General features: G+C 32.4%; 19 protein-coding genes. 5 read left to right on the top strand and 14 right to left on the bottom strand.

Annotation, left to right across the window (positions count from 1 at the left end; translation table 11 throughout):
* Window positions 1-64: 64 nt before the first annotated feature.
* From QZN45_RS03080 to QZN45_RS03030, 11 genes are all read right to left on the bottom strand, one after another.
* Window positions 65-457 (bottom strand): hypothetical protein, encoded by a 393-nt coding sequence (locus tag QZN45_RS03080; protein ID WP_296811043.1) that lies wholly within the window; start codon window positions 455-457, stop codon window positions 65-67.
* Between the two features lie 9 nt (window positions 458-466).
* Entirely contained in the window at window positions 467-862 is a 396-nt protein-coding gene (locus tag QZN45_RS03075) for a hypothetical protein (RefSeq protein ID WP_296811040.1), read from the bottom strand.
* 191 nt (window positions 863-1,053) lie between these two features.
* Window positions 1,054-2,553, bottom strand: coding sequence for an ATP-binding protein (locus tag QZN45_RS03070; protein WP_292608198.1), 1,500 nt, complete (start codon window positions 2,551-2,553; stop codon window positions 1,054-1,056).
* 9 nt (window positions 2,554-2,562) lie between these two features.
* Window positions 2,563-3,630 carry a DNA double-strand break repair nuclease NurA gene (locus tag QZN45_RS03065; protein WP_296811036.1) on the bottom strand — a complete coding sequence of 356 codons (1,068 nt, stop codon included), beginning with the start codon at window positions 3,628-3,630 and terminating at the stop codon, window positions 2,563-2,565.
* Between the two features lie 54 nt (window positions 3,631-3,684).
* The gene (locus QZN45_RS03060; RefSeq protein ID WP_296811034.1) at window positions 3,685-4,437 is read right to left on the bottom strand and encodes a geranylgeranylglyceryl/heptaprenylglyceryl phosphate synthase; all 753 of its coding nucleotides are present in this window, start codon (window positions 4,435-4,437) and stop codon (window positions 3,685-3,687) included.
* An 89-nt stretch (window positions 4,438-4,526) separates the two neighbouring features.
* Window positions 4,527-4,673, bottom strand: a complete 147-nt coding sequence (locus tag QZN45_RS03055; protein ID WP_292608188.1) for a 50S ribosomal protein L40e — start codon at window positions 4,671-4,673, stop codon at window positions 4,527-4,529.
* 187 nt (window positions 4,674-4,860) lie between these two features.
* Window positions 4,861-7,224: a RyR domain-containing protein gene (locus QZN45_RS03050; RefSeq protein WP_296811031.1), complete on the bottom strand. Its 2,364-nt coding sequence runs from the start codon at window positions 7,222-7,224 to the stop codon at window positions 4,861-4,863.
* 14 nt (window positions 7,225-7,238) lie between these two features.
* Complete coding sequence (locus QZN45_RS03045; RefSeq protein WP_292608183.1) at window positions 7,239-9,494, bottom strand: RyR domain-containing protein; 2,256 nt, start codon at window positions 9,492-9,494, stop codon at window positions 7,239-7,241.
* 303 nt (window positions 9,495-9,797) lie between these two features.
* A complete protein-coding gene (locus tag QZN45_RS03040) occupies window positions 9,798-10,577 on the bottom strand; it encodes a hypothetical protein (protein ID WP_296811029.1) in 780 nt (259 codons plus the stop codon).
* Window positions 10,578-10,601: 24 nt separating this feature from the next.
* Window positions 10,602-11,477, bottom strand: coding sequence for a toll/interleukin-1 receptor domain-containing protein (locus QZN45_RS03035; RefSeq protein WP_296800514.1), 876 nt, complete (start codon window positions 11,475-11,477; stop codon window positions 10,602-10,604).
* A gap of 11 nt (window positions 11,478-11,488) precedes the next feature.
* Window positions 11,489-12,394 carry a toll/interleukin-1 receptor domain-containing protein gene (locus tag QZN45_RS03030; RefSeq protein WP_296811027.1) on the bottom strand — a complete coding sequence of 302 codons (906 nt, stop codon included), beginning with the start codon at window positions 12,392-12,394 and terminating at the stop codon, window positions 11,489-11,491.
* A gap of 148 nt (window positions 12,395-12,542) precedes the next feature.
* Here QZN45_RS03030 and QZN45_RS03025 point away from each other — a divergent pair, with 148 nt between their 5' ends.
* From QZN45_RS03025 to QZN45_RS03015, 3 genes are all read left to right on the top strand, one after another.
* Window positions 12,543-14,225, top strand: a complete 1,683-nt coding sequence (locus QZN45_RS03025; protein ID WP_296811023.1) for a hypothetical protein — start codon at window positions 12,543-12,545, stop codon at window positions 14,223-14,225.
* Window positions 14,226-14,237: 12 nt separating this feature from the next.
* Complete coding sequence (locus QZN45_RS03020; RefSeq protein ID WP_342764023.1) at window positions 14,238-14,810, top strand: TIGR00645 family protein; 573 nt, start codon at window positions 14,238-14,240, stop codon at window positions 14,808-14,810.
* Between the two features lie 387 nt (window positions 14,811-15,197).
* The gene (locus tag QZN45_RS03015) at window positions 15,198-16,721 is read left to right on the top strand and encodes an MFS transporter (protein WP_296811021.1); all 1,524 of its coding nucleotides are present in this window, start codon (window positions 15,198-15,200) and stop codon (window positions 16,719-16,721) included.
* A gap of 105 nt (window positions 16,722-16,826) precedes the next feature.
* Here QZN45_RS03015 and QZN45_RS03010 read toward each other — a convergent pair whose 3' ends face one another.
* The 3 genes from QZN45_RS03010 to QZN45_RS03000 all read right to left on the bottom strand — a co-directional run bounded on the left by QZN45_RS03010 (window position 16,827) and on the right by QZN45_RS03000 (window position 18,740).
* On the bottom strand, window positions 16,827-17,354 hold the full coding sequence (locus QZN45_RS03010; protein WP_292608165.1) for a hypothetical protein: 528 nt from the start codon (window positions 17,352-17,354) through the stop codon (window positions 16,827-16,829).
* A 192-nt stretch (window positions 17,355-17,546) separates the two neighbouring features.
* On the bottom strand, window positions 17,547-18,059 hold the full coding sequence (locus QZN45_RS03005) for a DUF367 family protein (protein WP_292608162.1): 513 nt from the start codon (window positions 18,057-18,059) through the stop codon (window positions 17,547-17,549).
* A 15-nt stretch (window positions 18,060-18,074) separates the two neighbouring features.
* Window positions 18,075-18,740 (bottom strand): hypothetical protein, encoded by a 666-nt coding sequence (locus QZN45_RS03000; protein ID WP_296811018.1) that lies wholly within the window; start codon window positions 18,738-18,740, stop codon window positions 18,075-18,077.
* 123 nt (window positions 18,741-18,863) lie between these two features.
* Here QZN45_RS03000 and QZN45_RS02995 point away from each other — a divergent pair, with 123 nt between their 5' ends.
* Window positions 18,864-19,571 (top strand): hypothetical protein, encoded by a 708-nt coding sequence (locus tag QZN45_RS02995; RefSeq protein WP_296811014.1) that lies wholly within the window; start codon window positions 18,864-18,866, stop codon window positions 19,569-19,571.
* 11 nt (window positions 19,572-19,582) lie between these two features.
* Window positions 19,583-20,116, top strand: a complete 534-nt coding sequence (locus QZN45_RS02990; RefSeq protein WP_296811011.1) for a nicotinamide-nucleotide adenylyltransferase — start codon at window positions 19,583-19,585, stop codon at window positions 20,114-20,116.
* Window positions 20,117-20,162: the final 46 nt, after the last annotated feature.

Genomic DNA, 20,162 nt, shown 5'->3' with positions numbered 1-20,162 from the left:
CAGTTGAAAAGTAAAATGAATTTAAAATTTAAAAAGAAAATGAAAATAAATGACTTAAATTTGATTAGCAATCATATAATGCAGGCCTTAAAGACAAATCAGACATTACACCTAATTTACGTCTTAATGGAATAAAATCAAAAGTAATCTTTTTTATATCTTCCATAACCCCATTATTAAATGTATAATCATCAACTTTAATATATAACAAAATATAAGACCAATCTGAATATTCATAATCAGTATAATGCACTAAATCAAATTTACCAGTAGGAAAATCTTCAGATAACCTAGATTTAAGTTTATTTAATAATACAATAAGGCCCTTATGTTTAACAAAGTAATCATGAATTTTTTCATAATGACGAACATTATAAAATTCTCCCAATTTATCATATTCTCTGTTGAATAACTCCGCATTACTTTCTAATTTTTTAACGAAATCCAAATCATCCACAATAACACCTCAAAAATTATATGGCGGATTATTCATTAACACATTTAATGAATTAAATGCATCATTTGTTGTATCAACAAACTTATCAGAATTATTTTTAAAAAAAGTATTACATTCATTTAATCTATCATAATCAGCACGGTTTCTAACTTCCCTTAAAAATTTTAAACATTCAGCCAAATTTACCTCATTTGGATCATTAGACTTAATTAACTCGTCAGATACTCTTTTATGAATATCTTTTCCGTTACAAAATTGATGTTTATTCATAATATCGATTAAATATTCTCTTGTTGAACCGAAAATAGAATAATAATATCTGCTTGTAGCACATCTTATATATGCTCCCTGCGAATTAGCCATCAATTCATCGCCGACCGTTTTGAAATCTTTCCATTGAAACATGATTGTACCCATTATTGATTTAATATTGAAAAATTGCTATTAATATGTAAAATTGCTTTTAAACAAATAATAAATTCCAATATTTAATTTTAAGTAATTATATAAGCAATTTAATATAAATAAGTTTCTAAATAAGTCCATACAATATTATAAGGAAAAATTAATATTAAAATTAAAAAAAAGAAATAGGATTAATAATTATAACCCATTTCCATGCTTTCTTTTTCCAACTCTTCAATTTCTTCTTGTTCTTTCTGCCTGATATCAGCAAAATAGGAAACAATATCCATGTCATCCCCATGAAGACGACCTTTAAATTCATCAATTTTGACAAGAGTTGGTACTTTGCTCATCAAACCTAAAACAACAGCTTCACCAACATTTAAGGATGGAAGCTGATTAACCAAATCCTGTGATAAACTTTCACTTGCAGACTGAACATGCCTTTGGTCTTCAGGTTCAACAAGCCTCAAAATAATCATATTATTCATTTGGGACAATGCATCATGGTCAACTGTTTTTGGAGACTGACTTACCAAACATAATCCCAATCCGAATTTACGTCCTTCTCTAGCAACCCTTTGAATCCAACGTTTTGAATCTGAATCACGTTTATTAGGAGCCAATATATGTGCCTCCTCCAATATGAAAAATACTGGAAAATCCAATGCTCTTTCATCTTTTCCATGAACTGCATTTTTTCTCATTTGCAAAGCATTTCTCATAATATGACTTACCAATACATTTGCAATTGATTCGTCAGACTGGCTTAAGTCCAAAACATTAACATGACCTATTTTAATGTTTGTCAATATATTTCCAATGTTATTGTCAAAGATATTGGCATACTTATCCATCGAATCGTCAATCTTATTCATTACATCAACAATTTGCTTGTCTGAGCCCTCTTCTTGAGAATCGCTTAATAGAATATCATAAATAATTTGTAAAAAGTTATTTGTATGTGCTGTTCCACTGCGAACCATTTCCTTAGCTGTCTTAAATGCTCTTCTGAAATGTCTTTCCTGAATATAACCATTACTCGGAATGTTAACCAATCTTTTTATCTCATGAAAAGACATGTAAACAGGATTTATTTTAGGTTTAATAACATTAACTTCACCATTTGGGAAATTGGCTCCAACATACTCACCATGCATATCAAATACGAATACCGGAACAAAATAACTTAACATTTCATTTATTAAAACAGATACAGTATTTGATTTTCCAGCTCCAGTCATTGCTAAAATTGCAAGGTGTCTTGACAAAATTGGGTTTGCTTCAACATTAACGTCCACATCACTCTGATTTACAAGACATCCTAATTTAATGGGATTGTTAACCTTGAATATTTCATTTAAAGTATCCCTGTCAGCCAGCTTTATTTCAGTTCCAGGAAGCACAGGGGTTCTCGGCAATTTCAGATTATCATTGACATCTCCAAGAATCTTTACTTTACCTCGAATATAGTTATCCTCAGCACCTATTTGTGAAATCTTTCGAATGGCTTTGAAATCGTTGATATCAACATTTAAAGCATCATTACCTCTAATTAGATTTTCAATCATTCCCAATACTTTTTTTCCATCGTATTCAATAGTCACATATTCTCCAACTTTCGGCATCTTATCTGAAATGAAAGTAACTTCTGAAAGTGATGTTTCGCCAACACAAATTCCAACTACCATCTAAACCACCTATAACATTTCCCTGTTTGTTGTTTCATAAATTTTAGCAAGTTTTAATAATTCTTTAATATTCCTGTCAGTAATGACTACATCATTATGTGCCTTACTCAGCAAATAAGGATAACCTTGAACTGACAATACATTTATCTTCTCTACAACATCTACAACTTCACTTATCGATGCTTTGTAAGGCAATTCAACTTTCAATACATTTTTATTGTCCTGAAGCCTTACATAAAATACCGTAAATTTCAATTGTTTGAAAAAATCATTGAAATACTGGAAAGATGCATTCTTATAGACTCGCCTATACTCAATTCTTGATATTCCCTGCTTTTTATCTGTCAAATTATCTAAAATTGAAATGTCCGGAATGTTCCATCCAAACAAATCATTGTCTGAAGATGTTTTGGATATTGAAATGATTTTTTTCTTGTTTTCCAAAATTTCTTTTAACAATATTATTTTCTCGATTGAAGACAAATGAAGGTCAAAATCTTCCTTTTGCTCAAATTCCTCATTTACACTTACATCAGCCAATATTCTTTCTTTAATTTGAGGAAATACGAATCCAAATGGTGTTATTTCCAATCTTCTCTTAAATTCATTCAAAATGGTTTCATCCAAGTTATCTCTGATTTTGGATGGAAGTTCAGCACCTCTTGGATATGCATTTTCCAAATCTCCTAAAATGGATCCATCGAATAAGTAATAATCTACATCATATTCCTTGATAGCCCTAGACGCACATTTAAGTTCCAATATTGACATATAACTGCTTAAAAGCTCATCCAAAAAAGAGATATGATTTACTTCCAAAATATCAGCATCATCGATTTTTTTTATTTCACCATCGTAAATTATGGATTCGGCACCTACAGCACAGAAGTTGCTTTTTAAAAACTTCTTTTTGTTGAAGCTCCCATCTCCCGCAGCGATGGAAAAATCATCAGAACTCTCACTGAATTCTCTTGAAAACCAGTTTACTTCAAGTTGAGCATCCAAATTATTGTCTGACTCAATATCTTGTATAAATCCTCTTTTAGCGATGGCTTTTTCATATAGTGAATTTAACATAATATATCTTATGTTAATAAATAAATAAAAAAGTATGGTAAGAGCAGCTGAAAACTACTCCATTGAAGCTTTTTTGATAGCCCCAGTTAATTCTTGAATTTTAGCTAAAACATTATCTGTATCTTCTACAACAGTACCTGTTACAATGATGTCTCCGCCAGCTTTAGCTGCAGTATATGCTGCTTTGGCATCACGAATTCCACCACCAACAACCACAATCATGTTTTCAGTGGCTTTTTTAGTGTATGCAACCATTTCAGGAGGAATTGGTTCTGATGCACCTGATCCAGCTTCAATATAAAAGAATTTCATTCCAAACATCTCTGCAGACATTGCATAGACTGCAGGTATTTTTGGCTTATTTCTAGGTACCAATTTTGCATCCCCGACCCATCCAACGGTTCCACCAGGTTCTGCGACCATATATGCCATGGACAATATTTCCATTCCTGATGCTTTAACGGCAGGTGCTGCTAATGCCTGAGCACCATTAATCCAGTAAGGATTGGTTGAGTTTACATAACTCATATAGAATATTGCATCTGCGTATTTACTTACACTACTGGTATTGCCCGGGAAAATAATAATTGGAACTGCAATGTTTTCAGACAATATCTTACAGGTATTGTCGACGTCATCACCATTAACAGTAGACCCTCCAATCATAATTCCATCAGTACCACCTTCTATTGCAGCTGTAGCAATTTCTAAAGCTTCCTCCGGTGTCTGTTCATCAGGATCAATTAAAGTGAAATGTATTTTCCTTGTTTTTAATATATCTCTAATGTAATTTTCAACGTCTTTCATAAGAATACCTAAAATAAGTTTTATAAAAAATAATATATTAAATTAATTGTTTTAAAAAAATAATAAAAAAAAAGTAAAAGAGAATGAATCTATCCTCTCGGTTCTTTAGCTTTGAATCTTAAACCTTTGTAACCACATTTTCTGCAAGTAGTTGCAGCAGCAGGGTTACGAGCATTACATTTTAAGCAGATTTTTACATTAAACATTCTATTTTCTGCTTCTTCAAATCTTGCCATTAATAACTCCTCCTATAATCATGAAAATTCAATAATAATAAAAATGCTATGAAATAAAAAACAATATGTCCGTTTTCATAACTATTAATAAATTATATTAACTTAATAGTATTTAAAGGTTTAGTAATAAAGCATCAAAAGAACAAAAATTTTTCATAATGAAAAATAATTATTATTTCCCAACTAATTACTGCCTTCTGACAATTTTTAAAGCTACATTCGGGTCTTCACATAATTTCGGAAGATTGATGAAAGTATCCTTATTTGCCTTTTTAACATTTATATCAAGGTCTTTCCAGGAAACAAGATTTGGATTATGGGACTCTCGAATACCTTCTTCTATTTTTTGAATATCTGATTCGTCAATCGGAAGATGTGCATAACCTAAATTAAGTTTAAGTTTTAACCACCCTTCATGTTCCCTTTTGGCGAAATATTCAATATCCTCTTCATCAAATCTATGAATTTTATCCCTTGAATCATTTAGAGAAACCAATTCAAATCCTTTTTCCTTTAAAATTTTAACCAGATAATCGGCTTGCTTATAATTGGAATACTGAACATGCTTCGGCAATTCCTTAAATCTTTTTTCACCATCTGACTTATCATCCAAACTGCCTGTTTCATAAAACTGATGCATTTTAAAGGTAAGCAATCTGATTTTATTTCTAACGACTTTCAGACCAATTGAATTTAAAAGATTTGGAATATTTTCAGTTGCTTTTCGATCCATATCCTTTATATCATCAGGAAGCTTTTCCCATGAGACAAGATAAGGTGTTCTGCGCTCTTCAGGATTTTTTACATCACCATAAGACCATCCGGTACCTTTTCTTTCCCTGCACCAGTCAACATGCTCAAATATCGCCAAATCCTCAATCTCCTTTTCATCAAATTTGGTGATTTCGTCCCTTTCATCATCAATGTGTGCAATTTCGCATCCTATCATGCTCAATTTCTTTGGAATTGATTTTGCCTGACGAATATTGGAAATTTTATAATCGGCACTTAAATCTTCAAAATCACATAAATATGAACATTTTTCTTTATATTCTTCAATTTCCTTTTCATCACCTTTTTTAATGGCTTCATCCAGTTTGGCTTTCAATTCCTCATTGTACTCATCATTGATTTGCCTGGCCAATTTTTCAACATTTCTTAGTAAAATATTGGGAGTTTGAATTTCAGCAATGGAAATGTCCCTTATAACATTATCCAATTCAATTTTTGTTCTGATGGATAATTTACCAAGGAAAATATCCTGAATCTCCAAGACATTATCAATCACATCATCCTTCTTTTTGGAAAATCCAAAACCCATAGGCCCATTATTTAAAATATAGATAACCTTCATGTATTCATCATCAATGACAACATCCAAATCGTTTACATGGTTTTCCTTTACATCCAAAACGCCATATGGCTGTCTGTTCCATTCCTGAAGCTCATCGCATAAAATTAACAAATAAGAAATTGGAGACTGTTTAGGCCTTAGCTTGCCAAAATTAAAGGGTGGCTTTTGTAGGGCATTACTGTAATAATTATGAAGCAGGATTGCAGTAGCACTATCTACAATAGGATAGAAAAAGAAATCCTTATCCTTTTTTGCATATTTCTGTATCAGTTTTCCATAGGAATTCAAAACCAAGATAGCTGAGAAAAATCCATGGTCAACAAAATCCCTTTCAGTCATGAATCTGGGAAAACCGTTGAGATGTTTGATTAACTTTTTATATACTTCATTGTCAAATCCAAAGTCCAATTTGAGCTTATGAGCCATAATATCTGTAGGCTTAAATAAGTCTAGAACTTTAGAATCTGAATATCTTTCACGGTATTGGTCTGCATAATCAAACGGATCCAGCTTGGCAATTACATTAAATTCATCGAAATCCCTAAAATCAAGACCCATCTTGACATTGTCATAGCTATGGGAAATGTTTTTTATCCCATCTTCGATTAACTTATCCAGCTGTTTTCCTATTATTTCAAATGGATAGCCTATATCATGAAACAGCGCTGCTACACCCCATCGATATAGGAATTCCTCATGAGAAAAATTGCCATCAATCCGATAATATTTTTTATAATGCTTATTTTTAAGAATATAATTTTGAAATATGGCTCTGTAAGATTGATTTTGAGCATATACTGCTAAACCCAATATGAAAACATTGACTGAGTGGATGAAATGGTCCCTTTGCCAGTTTATCAATTCACCAGTATTTTCCTCATACTTTCTCATTATGTCTACCAAATCAAGAAGATAATTGGGTTCACTAATCAAAACGTCAGGGCTTTTTTCATCGATTTCACTTTTGTCTTCAGGAGTGATTTGATACATCATGAAAAAAGTTTGATAGACCTCATAAGCAGTATAGTTGGATTGATGGTTTAAAAATACATCAATTGCTGCTTTTAGAAGGCCTTTATAGTCATGATTGCTTTTTGTACCGTCCTTAAATACCAGATTATCATCGTATAAAACCAGCATGTCAAAGAACTTATCAACATACTTGCCGATATTAGTAGAACTTCCCCCATTATCCATAATTTCCACCGACACTAATTTTTAACAATTTTCAAGCCAACATTTCCACATAATTGAGGGAGGTTTCTGAATGTGCGTCTGTTCAGCTCCTTGGTTTCATGGTCAAGCTGATCCCATTCCACTAAATTAGGGTTGGTTTTTGCCACATCATCTTTGACTGCATCATATGTCCATCCCAAGTTAACTTTAAGTTTATACCACTCATTATGTTCCCTTTTAGCTAAATATTCAATTGAATCCTCATCAAATGACATTACTGTCTCACCAGCATCTTCAATATCAATTACATCATAACCCAACTCAGACAAGATTCTTAAAAGGAAATCAGTCTGTTTATAGTTGGAATATTTAATATAGCTTGGCAAATCATCGAAATGACCGGCACTCTTGTTATATTCTGAGTAAAAATTATGCATTTCAAATGTTAAAAGCCTCTCTTTAGTTCTTACAACCTTCAACCCTAAAGAATCCATAAGCGGAATAATGTTCTTAATAGGGTCAATATCATACTGTTGAATATCCTCTGTCAACTCATCCCATGGAACAAGATAAGGAGTAACGAGATTCTCAACATCTTTTTCACCCAAAGTCCAACCAGTACCTATTTTTTCATCACACCATTCCTGATGCTCCAGAATAGCCAAATCCAAAATTTCATCTTTAGAGAATCTTAAAATTGCATCTCTTTCATCATCATTAGATGCAATTTCACAGCCGATGATATCCAATTTATTTGGGATTGACCTTGCCTGTCTAATGTTTGCTATTTTAAGCTGTGGAGTTAACTCATCAAATGTAGTCAGGTTATTGTATTTTTCCATGAATTCATCATCAATTTCTTCACCCAGTGCAAGCTTTTCTTCATATTGCTGTTTGGTGGTTTCCACATACTGATTGTGAATTTGAATAGCAATGGTTTCAACATTTCTAAGCAGGATATCCGGCGCTTGAGCTTCTGAGTGAACATTTTCCCTAATAATGTTATCCTGTGAAACATCGGTGATTATTCTCAAACCAAATTTGAAAATGCTTCTTAATGATAAGACTGTTTTAAGGAATTCCTCTTTATCTTCAGAAAAGCCGAGTCCCATTGCACCTTCCCTAACAATATATTCCACATCCATTCCCCTGTCATCAATATTTATAACCAATTCATTTACATGGCTTCTTTGCTTGTCTTTAACACCAAAAGGCTGTCTGTTCCATTCCTGAAGCTCATCACATAAAATCAGCAGGAACGCCAATGGAGATTGAGACGGATGCAAAGTTTTTAAATCAAAAGGCTTTTTTTGCAAAACATTTCTATAATAGTTGTGCAACAGAATAGCTGTAGCACTGTCAACTATCGGATAAAAGAAGAAATCATTGTTTTTAGCATATTTTTGAATCAGATACCCGTAGGAATTTAAAACCAAAATTGATGAAAAGAACCCGTGGTCGATAAAACCGCTGTCCCCCATGATGTCAACAAAGGAGTCAAGGTGTTTGATTACCTGATTAACATCAATTCCCTTAAAATCAGTAGAAATCTTATGGGCCATGATGTCAGTAGGTTTAAATAAGTTTAAAAATTTTGCTTCAGGATAAACGGAAGTGTATTTGTCTGCAAAATTAGGATCCTTTTTAACGATTGTGTTAAATTCATTGAAATCTTTAAAATCAATTGCAGTATCGGCATTGTAGCTACTTGAAATAGATTTAATTCCATCATTGATAAATTTTTTTAATTGTTTTCCAATAATTTCAACAGGATAACCTATGTCATGGAAAAGGGCTGCTACACCCCAACGGTATAAAAATTCCTCATGAGAAAATTCGCCGTCAATCCTATAATATTTTTTATAAGGACTATTAAGAACATACTGTTTGAATTTATCCCTATAACTTTTATTTTGAGAATAAATTGCCAATCCTAATAGAAAAACATTTACAGAGTGAATAAAATGGTCCCTTTGCTTTTCAATCAAATCTCCAGTATTTTCTTCATAATCTTTCATTGTCTTAACCAAATCCAAAAGGATATTTTTCTCTTTAACGATTTTTATTTCGTTAGGAGAATGTTTTTCAGATTTGTTTTCATGTGAGATCTGATAAATCATGAAAAATGTCCTATAAATTTCATAGGCAGTATATGAATTCTCATTATCTAGAAAAACATCAATTCCTGTTTTTAACAGCATTTTATAGTAATGGCCATTGTAATAATCATCATAGAGGATTAATTCATCAAAAAAATCATCAATATATTGTCTTAAATTACTTTCACCCATGCTAACACCTAATCATATCAATTTTCTAGTTACCCATTGATTTAATTTTTATATGTTTAAATATGGAATCAATTAGTATATATAAATATTTTAAATTCTAATGTAAAGCAAATGCTTTAATTAAGAAAAACGATATTCAGTGCCACTTGAAAAGTCAAATATTTGTAAAGAAGTCATTAATTAAAATGAAAAAAAGCACAAAACCATCAGTTTAATTGACCATTACTTACTGAAAAAACATGATGAACCATAAAAAGAAAAATTGTTAAAATACCCATGTACATGAAAATAGAAAAAAAGAGATTAAAGGATAAATCCTAAATCTCTATAGTAACCAAAGTATCCGAAACCAAAGTCACTGTAACCCCCGCCGCTGGATCCACTAGAACTGGAACCTGAACTGGATGAACCAGTGTCAAAACCAAAGTCACTGTAACCTCCACTACCAGAACCTGAATAATCATAAGATGAATCGGATGAGGAACTGGAAGATGATGACTCACTGTAAGAACTAGAAGAAGATTCACTAGCCTGAACAGCACTTTGAGTTTGCTCGATAGCATTAACTACAGAACCAGATCCATTATCGCCTGCAGTACCGTTAAACTTAATTTTATCGGTTGGATCGTGGTATTTAACACTATTCCAACATGCCAATAAAACGTTTTTATCAGATGATTGTATCAATAAGGTATCATTATACTGAGTATTTTTAGCGAATACTGAGTATATACCATCCTTTTCATACACAACCACATCGTTTTCAACCATTTTCTTGGCTCCGGTTGAAACTGAATTCTTAAGTTTCTTCATTTCCTTAACACTTGATGAAGCGGACAAATTGGAACAACTAGTAATGTTTATATTATCATCTTTATCCTTATAATAGAAAATTCCCTTTTTATCAGCATTGGATGTAGCATTTGAATCTTTAGGAACTTCCATATATGCTGATTTACTTAAAACAATTGTAGTTTGTTCGCCGGATACAGTTTGAATATTGTTTCCATTCAATAGGAAATAACCTCCAACCACGGCAATCACTGCAATCAAAAGAATTATTAGAATATATTTTTTATCCATAATAATCATCACCCTTAACAAAAATCATAATTGCGCTTCATCCTGAGCAATAATAATATTCTCCTTATTAACCAATTGGGCATCTGCAAGTTTAATATTGTTCTTATCAGATGTTGCAGATCCTAGTAAAAATCCAGAACTAACCTTTTGAGCATCTTTAAATGGAGTTTCTGTTGTTTCAACCAGTTTACCTGATTCATCATAGAAATCAACGACAATCACGCACCCATCCTGATCACCAGGTGCTGGAGAAATTTTTCCACCCACATAATAAGAGTAGTTCCAGTTAGTTTTTTCCTTTCTGACATCATCCACATGGAAATCTGTGATATTGAGCTTAATATCACCTGCTTTTATTTGAGTGGCATTCGTTGTGCCACTTCCTCCATTATACATCATATATCCTAAAACACCTACAACAAGCAAAATAACTACAATTCCAATAATTACTGGAACTTTATGATTTTTAATAACATTACCAATGTTCCTGTCGATTGCTGACTGTTCTTTTACAAGTTTTGAAGTGTTTTGAACCAAACGGTCAAATCTATCTTCAGGATTTGGATAAGCTTGAATCCTAGGTTTATTCCTCAAGAAGAATTCTAAACTGCCGTCCAATTTTGAATCATCAATTTGAAAGACCAAAATTGATCTTTTTTCTGCGAATGCAATATCCACCTCATTGTTAACAAAATTGGAATCCTTGGAGTTTTGTGAATATAACAAAACCATAACTTTGGATTTTTTGATTGCATTCATGATTTCATCAACCATGTGTTTTGCGCCGGTGTCACGGTTTTTCAACCAGCAATCCAATCCATTGTCCTCTAAAGTGTCACAAACCTTTTTTGCCATTTCCAAGTCCCGTTCATCATAACAGATATATACCTCATCAGCCATAATAAACCCCACTACTGTTCTATAATATTATCACTTTCTACACTATACAATACCTTTTTGTCCTTATTCTGCAATTGTGCTGAAACTTTAACTATATCCTTTTTGTTTACGTCAACAGAACCTAAAATATTACCGTCAACATCACCAATTTTAGTATTGCTGCTTTTGACAACTTTTCCAGAATTGTCATAATAATCAATATGAATCACATCACTAGATGAGTTGCTGAATCCTTCAGCAATATCTCCAAATACAAAATAAGTGTAGGCATCACCATATTTTTCCAAACCAATATACCCTATAGACATTCCAGTTTCATTTGACCCGTTGCCTGATTGACCGTTCATATTACTATAAGCCAAAAACCCTCCAACAGCAATCAAAAGAATAACCGCAATTACAATAGGCCATTTATATTTATCAAAAAATCCTTTTTCCTTGCCAGGTATAACAATGTTTCCAACACCGCCAGAATCTGAAACTGGAGTTTTTCCATCCAATATGCGTTGAACATCACCAACTAATTGGTCATAACAACTGTCAAGTGTTTTGTTTTCTTTTTTAAGTGCAGTAGGAGATGCATCCAACCATTGGGAATTTTTCAAAAAGAATTCCATTTGTTTTTCAGGAAATGAATCATCAACTTTCAATGCAACAATAGGTTGACCGTTTTTCGAAAAAGCAGTATCGATTTCATTGTTGACATATTCAGATTCCTGCGCGTCTTTAGAAAAAATCAAAACAACCAGTTTGGATAATTTCAAACCGTCCATAATCTCTTTGGCATAATTGGTACCAGTTTTAATATTCCTCGGTGCAATCCAACATTCAATACCATTATCTTCTAGTTTTTTACAGACCGCATCTGCATATTCTGTATTTTTTGTTGAATAACTAATAAAAACATCATGCGCCATGACTTCACCAATTAAAACATGTTTTATAATATAGAACTATTTTTATTGAATATTTAATATAAGTCATATAAAGCAAAAGCTTTCATTAAGAACCGTTAAAAAACCATTTATATTTAATAAATAATATATTATTAAACAAGGTGTAGCCATGGGTTTTAAAGACAGAATTACAAAGGTTATTTCTTCCCCAGAAATTGATGAAAATGACATTGAGTCCTTAATCAATAAAGGTTTAAAGGAAATCACTTTAAAAAAGGACATTGATTTAACCAAAACCGTCAATATCAACACAGACAACATCACAATTGACGGGAAAAACTATGCAATCACCTCAAACAGGGAACAAATCTTCAATATCACTGGAGACAACATTACCCTAAAAAACATTACCTTTAAAAATGCACATCCAGATCAGGCCGGAGGCGCCATCTACAACAGGAATGGGAAATTGAGAATTATTGAATGCAATTTCATCAACAACCATTCCGCCCGAGACAATGGTGGAGCTATTTACAATGAAAACGGCTCTGTAATTATTGATAGCTGTGATTTTAGAAGCAATACTGCTCGCTTTGGAGGTGCAATATACAACAAAAAGACCATGACCGTGATGTTTTCCAATTTTTCAAACAACAATTCGTCAAAGGGACCGTCAATATTCAATGCATCGGATTTGACTTTGGAAACCTGCAACTTTAAAATGGGCCGCAAAGCACAGGACATTGAAGTTTATAATGTTGGAATCATTAACATCAAAAGCTTTCAAAAGGATTTCATTAATGGGATAACCCACGGTGGATTCATACACATCAATTCAAATGATGCAAAATCACCAAAATACCTGAATGATTTGATTCAAAGCGGAAAAAGTGAAATCAAACTTGATTGCGATATTGAATTTAAAGGAAAAAATGAGATTGTTATTGACATCGACAATTTAAGGATTGATGGGGCCGGCCACAGGATTGATGCCATGGGAATGTCAAATATCTTCAAAATCACTGCGGACAATGTTTCTTTATCAAACATCAACTTCAGGAATGGCACATCCAAAGAAGGCGGAGCGATAATCAACAAAGGAAAATCTCTGAGCTTATTCAACTGCGATTTCGATTGCAACATTTCATCTTACGGAGGAGCCCTCAAAAACGAAGGCACCCTTGAGGCGAAAAAGTGCAATTTCAACAAGAACATTGCAAATTCCGATAATGGAGGTGCAATAGGCAATTGTGGAAATTTGAAACTGACTGACTGCAATTTTTTATACAATTCAGCCATTGGAAATGGCGGTGCAATCGACAACAAAAAGATTTTAGATTTGAACAATTGTTGTTTTAAATCAAACGTCGCTAAAAATGGAGGAGTCCTCAATAATGAGGGAAATGTTTCACTTGATGAATGCAGGTTTAAAGAAAACAAAGCGTTTAAACAGGGAAGCGTTCTATTCAATGCCTCAATTGTTTGGATGAAAAATTGCAAATCCATTAATAACATTTCAAACAAGTATTCCAACATAATATTTCAAAATGATAATGAAAGCAGCGAATTGATAATTGAAAAATCCAGATTTACAAGAGACAGCTTTAACAACAATTTGATATTCCTTGAAAACGGCAAATCACATATCAAATCATCACAATTCATAATCAAAAGAGAGCATGAAGATTCATTTATCATATATAATGAAAATGCAGTTGTTAAAGTTGAAAATCTAAAATTTGAAAATCTTTCAAACAACTTGATATACAACAACAATATTCTGGAAATTGAAAAGGAACTTAAAGATTATGTAAAATCAGGTAATGAGAGCCTGAATATAAAATACCTATAGGAGGAGGAAACTATTTCACTGAAAGACAACAGACACTGGCTAGAAGACAAAGCTGAAAAACTGCTGTTTGCAAGCAGATGGATTTTATCCCCAATGTATATAATATTAATTTTAGTACTGTTTTTAATATTATGGAAATTCATAGGGGACGTAATCCACTTTATCCAGATAATGAACACATTGACTGATGACGAATGGATTGTTCATGTTTTAGAATTGCTGGACTTGACTCTGGTCGCAAATTTAGTGGTCATTGTAGCATTTTCAGGCTATGAAAATTTCATATCAAAGATAGATGTTGCAGAAAAGCACAGAGACCGCCCTTCATGGATGGGACGTTTGGATTTTTCAGGTCTTAAACTTAAGATTATCGGTTCCGTAGTGGCAATATCCCTAATTGAATTGCTTCAGGACTTTTTAAATGCAACAACAACAGTCGATCCAAATGTTGAATTCTGGAGAATAGCGCTTCATTTGACATTTGTTTTAACCGGTTTGGTATTTGCAGGAATGGAAATATTAGCCGAAAAAAGACATGAAATGAAAAACAAAGACCATCTGGCTGAAATGAAAAACAAGTTTTAATATTGTAGATTCAATCTACAATCATCTATTTTTTTATCAAATACGTGATTTAATATAATCACCTGTAAAAATTCAATAATTGGATAAATGTTTTTATATTCTCTTTCAATTGCCATTTCAAAACTTTTAATTCAGCAATTTAATGATTTAAAGGATTGTTTATGGTAACTTTCTCCATTACCTTAAGGATTTGTATTTGCATATAATTAGCAATTGATTGATTTTTTCGAAAATTCTTGCTTTTTTAAGGATATCTTCATCTAATTTTTTTTATGAAAATTATATAAAACAACAAAAAGAAAAATAACACACAATGAGATATAAATTGATTGAAGGTATCTCTATACATATAATTATATTACAGACAATATATTGGAGGATTAATAAATGAATGAAACTATTAGGGAGCACTCTTGGATTCCATTGATATTAGTGGCCTGTGCTTCATTTATTATAACATTGGATTCTACATTCATGAACGTTAGTATTTCCCAGGTTGTTGCTGATTTGAATACTAATGTGAGTACCATCCAAATGACCATGGCATTTTATACCCTCATAACTGCAGCATTCATGCTGTTAAGTACCAAACTTCAAGATATAGTTGGTAAAAAGAGACTGTTTTTAATCGGTGCTGTACTTTATGGTATCGGTACATTCATTGCAGCAATAAGTCAAAGTGATACAATGTTATTTATCGGATGGGCAGTGATAGAAGGTCTTGCAGGGGCATTAATGACACCTGCAACCGTTTCCATAATAAGTGGAACATATTCCGGAGAAAGACGCACATTTGCTTTGGCAATTGAGAGTGTAATGGCCGCACTTTCAGCCGCTGTCGGCCCACTTTTCGGAGGAATAATGACAACATTTCTCAGTTGGAGATATGGGTTTGCAAGTGAACTACTAATCGTTATCATTATTTTAGCAATGCGAAATAAAATACCTGATTTCGAACCTACAGAATCCAAAAGAGATTTGGATATTACCGGCGCCATAATTTCATTTATAGGCCTTATTTTATTTGTTCTTGGTATTTTGATGTTGAGTGAGGATGCCACCACCAGCATAGTTGTAATTATTTTAGGCGTAATTGCCTTAGCAGTATTTGCATTGTTTGAAATCAAAAGAAAAAGAAAAGGTGAAGTACCATTACTTGATATGGACCTATTTAAAGACAAAAATTTACGCGTTGGCTCAATCATTATATTATTGAGTTATATTGTAATGGGAGGAGGATTATTTGTAGTTTCCCTGTTTATGCAAACTGTATTAAATTTAAATGCATTCAATACCGGTTTGACCACACTTCCTTTGACTGTAGGTTTGCTTATTTTTGCAGCGATAGCTCCAAGTTTAACTGAAAAATTGAATCACAAGTCACTTATGGCAATTGGAAGCATAATAGCAATCATCGGATGTGTGATTTTAAGTTATCAATTTAAAATAAATACAACAATGCTGAATTTAATGCCTGGAATGTTCATATTGGGATCTGGAATTGGTTTCATAATGGCTTTAAGTACTGATATTGCATTAATCAATATTCCGGATGAAAATCAAAATAACGCATCAGGCATTACTACAACCGGTCAGACATTAGGTGAATCAATGGGTACGGCAATTATCGGAGTAATTCTAATTCTCGGAGTAATGGGAGGCATTGCTAATGGAGTCGATACCTACGCACCGGAATATTCAGGAAATGAACAAGTACATCAAGACATCTTTGATTACTTCAAAAAAGTAGGAAATGTAGATGAAATTAAATCAGAGAACAGTACTGTCATTAATATTGCAGATACTGTTATTCAAGATTCAATGGCATTCGTAATGCTGGTAACGGCTGCCCTGATGGCTATTGTTTTTGTCCTGACGTTCAGGTTAAAGGATAAAAAAATTAAAAAATGAGAGTTTATCTCTCATTAACCTTTTTTTAAAAAAATCATTGATGTGAAACAATAGTTATGCTTCATAACATCTTTACAACATCTACACCAAATTTTACAGACTTTTTTAATTGAATTTTTCAAAAACAATACCTGCTCCAGCGTAGGACAAATCAAATAAAATAAAGCAAACAAAGACCCAAATATCAAATACGCCACAAACAGCAAGCAATAATACTACAATCTTCATCAAAAAACGGTATTCAAAAAATAAATTTAAAAACCTGTTTTCAGTCCTTTTTGGAATTATTTCATGACATACTTCATCAGCCAAAATGGTTAAAATACATATCAGCAAAATAACTAAACTCAAATCAGGAATTCCTACAACCAACAGCACTGCTAAAAAAACAATCAAAGTAATAATATGATGGATTCCATCTACTTTTAAAGCTATGAGATTGCCTATTAGGATAGAAATAAAAATATATGCTGCCCCAGTATTGTATACTGTAGCTGCAACAGATGCAATAGCACATAAAATGCCGAAAAATGTTGAAAAAACCAAATCATGTTTCTCATCATATAAGTCATCGGAATATTTCATGAAAAAACCAGATAGAATAAAAAGAACTGCAAGAACAACATAATTCATTTAATCACTATAATTTAGATTTATTAAGTAATACTATTATATCATGACATATAAATATTTTAAGTTTTTTATTTAAAAGAGGCTCAAAATTAATTATTTTTTAAAAAAAATAAGTATTTTGTTTGATTCTTGAGGAATGACTCATTTTGTATAAAAAATATAAAAAAGTATGAAAAAAATAGGTGATATTTATCAGGATTCCGAAAGGAATTCATTTTGAATTTTTACAACTTCAGCACTGCTGTCAACTTCACTATATGCTTCAAGCAAATCATGATTGAGTTCCAAAAATGTATGACCCCATTTAAAACCATCCATCAATTCACGAGCTTCATCCTTAAAGCGAGTAATGTACAGTGTAGCTGAAATAGCTTCAACAGTTGATAAAATGCATGGTTTCCCATAATTAACAGGATTGGTTGCTATCAAAAAAGGTAATGACCGATGATATTTTGAAAGAGAAAAGAATTTTTTAGAGCTTGAAACTTCGTTCCATGAACAGTCAAGCCCCACAATTCCTCTTCTTTGAACATATCTATAGTCTTCATAGGATACAGCTTTTTCAGCATATGGATTCAATACGATGGCTCCGGAAGGTATTTTATTTATGTTATAAACCAACCTGCATTTACCCATTTTCTCCATTTTGATGGATGTGCATTTTTTTCTGTCGCATTCATCTGCATGAAAAACTGTAATTTTCATTTAACCTGACGCCTCTTAAGATTGTTGGTTCAATGCGGAAGTATTTCCAGCCTTATACTGTTTTACAAGTTCCATCTGTTGAGCGAACTCACTAGATGATAGGCCGAATTCTTCGTTAATAGTCGGAACGTTTTTGCTTTCTTTCAAGGTTAAAGATTTGAGTAACGGTTCGACATATCCTTTGTAAACATCTCCGTAAACATTTAGTGAAGATGTATTTACATCTGTTTTAGATCCGACAATCATATAGACCAGATAACCCTGTTTATCTTTTTGACATTGACAGATTACGATTGATAATGTGTTGTTTGAGTTATTTCCTTCAATAGCTTGGGAGAAGTAAATATTCCAATCATTTCCATTGTATGAACGGTGTTCAGGATTCATAACTCCCTGAAGATAATAAATATCCATCAAAGCAGTTGAATTATCAACAGTTGAGATATTGTATGTGATATTGTGTTTTTTATCTTCATATGACTGCATGTATTTTGAAGAGTTATTTGCTAATTTAACGTCTCCTGAAAAAGAACCTTCCATGAATGAATTTTTAAATTGAGTAGATTCCCCAATTATGCTTTTTCCAGATCCACCAGTAAAATTAGTAGAAAATATAGCTGCCGCAACTGCAACTATTGCTATAATAACTACTGCAATTAAAATAATATTTTTCTTTTCCATTATGTAAACTCCATAATTTATATTATTATTTAGTAAATACTGTTTTATAAAGTTTGGTTTACTAAAAAAGTATTTTTATTAAAAAGAATAAAAAGTAATGTAAAAATATTCTTAGGTTAAAATATGAACAAGAAACTTCAATATGAACTATTATTGATAGTTCTAATCACTATTGTTATATTTAATCTTGCTATTGTCTTTACTTCCCATGAGGAAACAAATGTAAACTATTATAATGTTACTGAAGTTGGACATAATGTAAATGGAACGGTATATAAGATTGTTGCAGGCAATGCATCGTCCAATGATACTGTAGGAATTATTCTAGGAGTTCATTCAAGAGAACATGAAATCCATGAAGCAATCAATAAAACCATTCACAATATAACACATAGTGAGGATAAAAATCTTACAAAAAAATTCGTAATCTATTATGTAAAAGTTAATGGTAATTTGACTTCACGTGATGATACACGTCCTGCAGGAGAACTTCTAGCAAATAAATTTGTTGTAAACAATATTGCAAAAGACAATCCTTTCCTAGTTGTTGACGTTCATGAAATCAATCCTGATTACGAGTATTCTAATTTCATATTCTCATTATCCAATAAGACTGATAAGATGAATTCTTATATTTCAAAATTATCAAAAGACGTCAATTTGGTGGATTATGAATTTAGTGAAGGAACAAGCCCTGAAAAGGTAACAAAACCAATTGCCAAAAAAGGCATTCCAACAGCATTAATGGAAACATCAATTACAGATTCACTAACACAAAAACAGCAAACAGCAACAAATTTCATAAACTGTTTAGATTCAATGGAGCCTTAACGGAGGATATCATGGATAATATTCGAGGAATTTTAATTGGAAGAATGCAACCTGTCCATAACGGACATCTTCAAGTTATTGACAAGATTCTGGAAGAAGTGGATGAAATCATTATTGGAATCGGAAGCGCTCAATTAAGCCATGAACTTAAAGATCCCTTTACTGCAGGTGAAAGAATTGTCATGATGAGTCAGGCACTGGCCGAAATGAATATTGATCCGAAAAGATATTATATCATACCTATGGAAGATATCAATTTCAATGCAATCTGGCCATCCCATGTTAAAATGATGACTCCACCATTTTCAATTGTTTATTCTGGAAATCCTTTGGTAAAACAATTGTTTGCTGAAGAAGGATTTGAAGTCAGACAACCCCCACTCTATGACAGATTACACCTTTCAGGAACTGAGGTTAGGCGCAGAATTTTAAAAGATGAAAATTGGCAAGAGTTAGTTCCAAAAGCAACTGCCGATGTACTTTCAGAAATAAACGGCATTGAAAGGTTGAAAAACTTATCTGAAAAGGAAATCAGTGAGATATAACAATAGTTATTTATATTATAAAATCCTATTAACTAATGGAGAGATA

It is taken from the genome of uncultured Methanobrevibacter sp., assembly GCF_900314695.1.
Lineage (GTDB): Archaea > Methanobacteriota > Methanobacteria > Methanobacteriales > Methanobacteriaceae > Methanocatella.
This window is presented reverse-complemented; position numbering and strand designations above follow the sequence as displayed.

Coding starts and splice junctions, on each gene's coding strand:
- QZN45_RS03055 (WP_292608188.1), bottom strand. CDS start 4,673: ATGGCAAGATTTGAAGAAGCAGAAAATAGAATGTTTAATGTAAAAATC.
- QZN45_RS03015 (WP_296811021.1), top strand. CDS start 15,198: ATGAATGAAACTATTAGGGAGCACTCTTGGATTCCATTGATATTAGTG.
- QZN45_RS03065 (WP_296811036.1), bottom strand. CDS start 3,630: ATGTTAAATTCACTATATGAAAAAGCCATCGCTAAAAGAGGATTTATA.
- QZN45_RS03010 (WP_292608165.1), bottom strand. CDS start 17,354: ATGAATTATGTTGTTCTTGCAGTTCTTTTTATTCTATCTGGTTTTTTC.
- QZN45_RS02995 (WP_296811014.1), top strand. CDS start 18,864: ATGAACAAGAAACTTCAATATGAACTATTATTGATAGTTCTAATCACT.
- QZN45_RS02990 (WP_296811011.1), top strand. CDS start 19,583: ATGGATAATATTCGAGGAATTTTAATTGGAAGAATGCAACCTGTCCAT.
- QZN45_RS03050 (WP_296811031.1), bottom strand. CDS start 7,224: ATGGATAATGGGGGAAGTTCTACTAATATCGGCAAGTATGTTGATAAG.
- QZN45_RS03030 (WP_296811027.1), bottom strand. CDS start 12,394: ATGGCGCATGATGTTTTTATTAGTTATTCAACAAAAAATACAGAATAT.
- QZN45_RS03005 (WP_292608162.1), bottom strand. CDS start 18,059: ATGAAAATTACAGTTTTTCATGCAGATGAATGCGACAGAAAAAAATGC.
- QZN45_RS03035 (WP_296800514.1), bottom strand. CDS start 11,477: ATGGCTGATGAGGTATATATCTGTTATGATGAACGGGACTTGGAAATG.
- QZN45_RS03060 (WP_296811034.1), bottom strand. CDS start 4,437: ATGAAAGACGTTGAAAATTACATTAGAGATATATTAAAAACAAGGAAA.
- QZN45_RS03070 (WP_292608198.1), bottom strand. CDS start 2,553: ATGGTAGTTGGAATTTGTGTTGGCGAAACATCACTTTCAGAAGTTACT.
- QZN45_RS03025 (WP_296811023.1), top strand. CDS start 12,543: ATGGGTTTTAAAGACAGAATTACAAAGGTTATTTCTTCCCCAGAAATT.
- QZN45_RS03075 (WP_296811040.1), bottom strand. CDS start 862: ATGTTTCAATGGAAAGATTTCAAAACGGTCGGCGATGAATTGATGGCT.
- QZN45_RS03040 (WP_296811029.1), bottom strand. CDS start 10,577: ATGGATAAAAAATATATTCTAATAATTCTTTTGATTGCAGTGATTGCC.
- QZN45_RS03000 (WP_296811018.1), bottom strand. CDS start 18,740: ATGGAAAAGAAAAATATTATTTTAATTGCAGTAGTTATTATAGCAATA.
- QZN45_RS03045 (WP_292608183.1), bottom strand. CDS start 9,494: ATGGGTGAAAGTAATTTAAGACAATATATTGATGATTTTTTTGATGAA.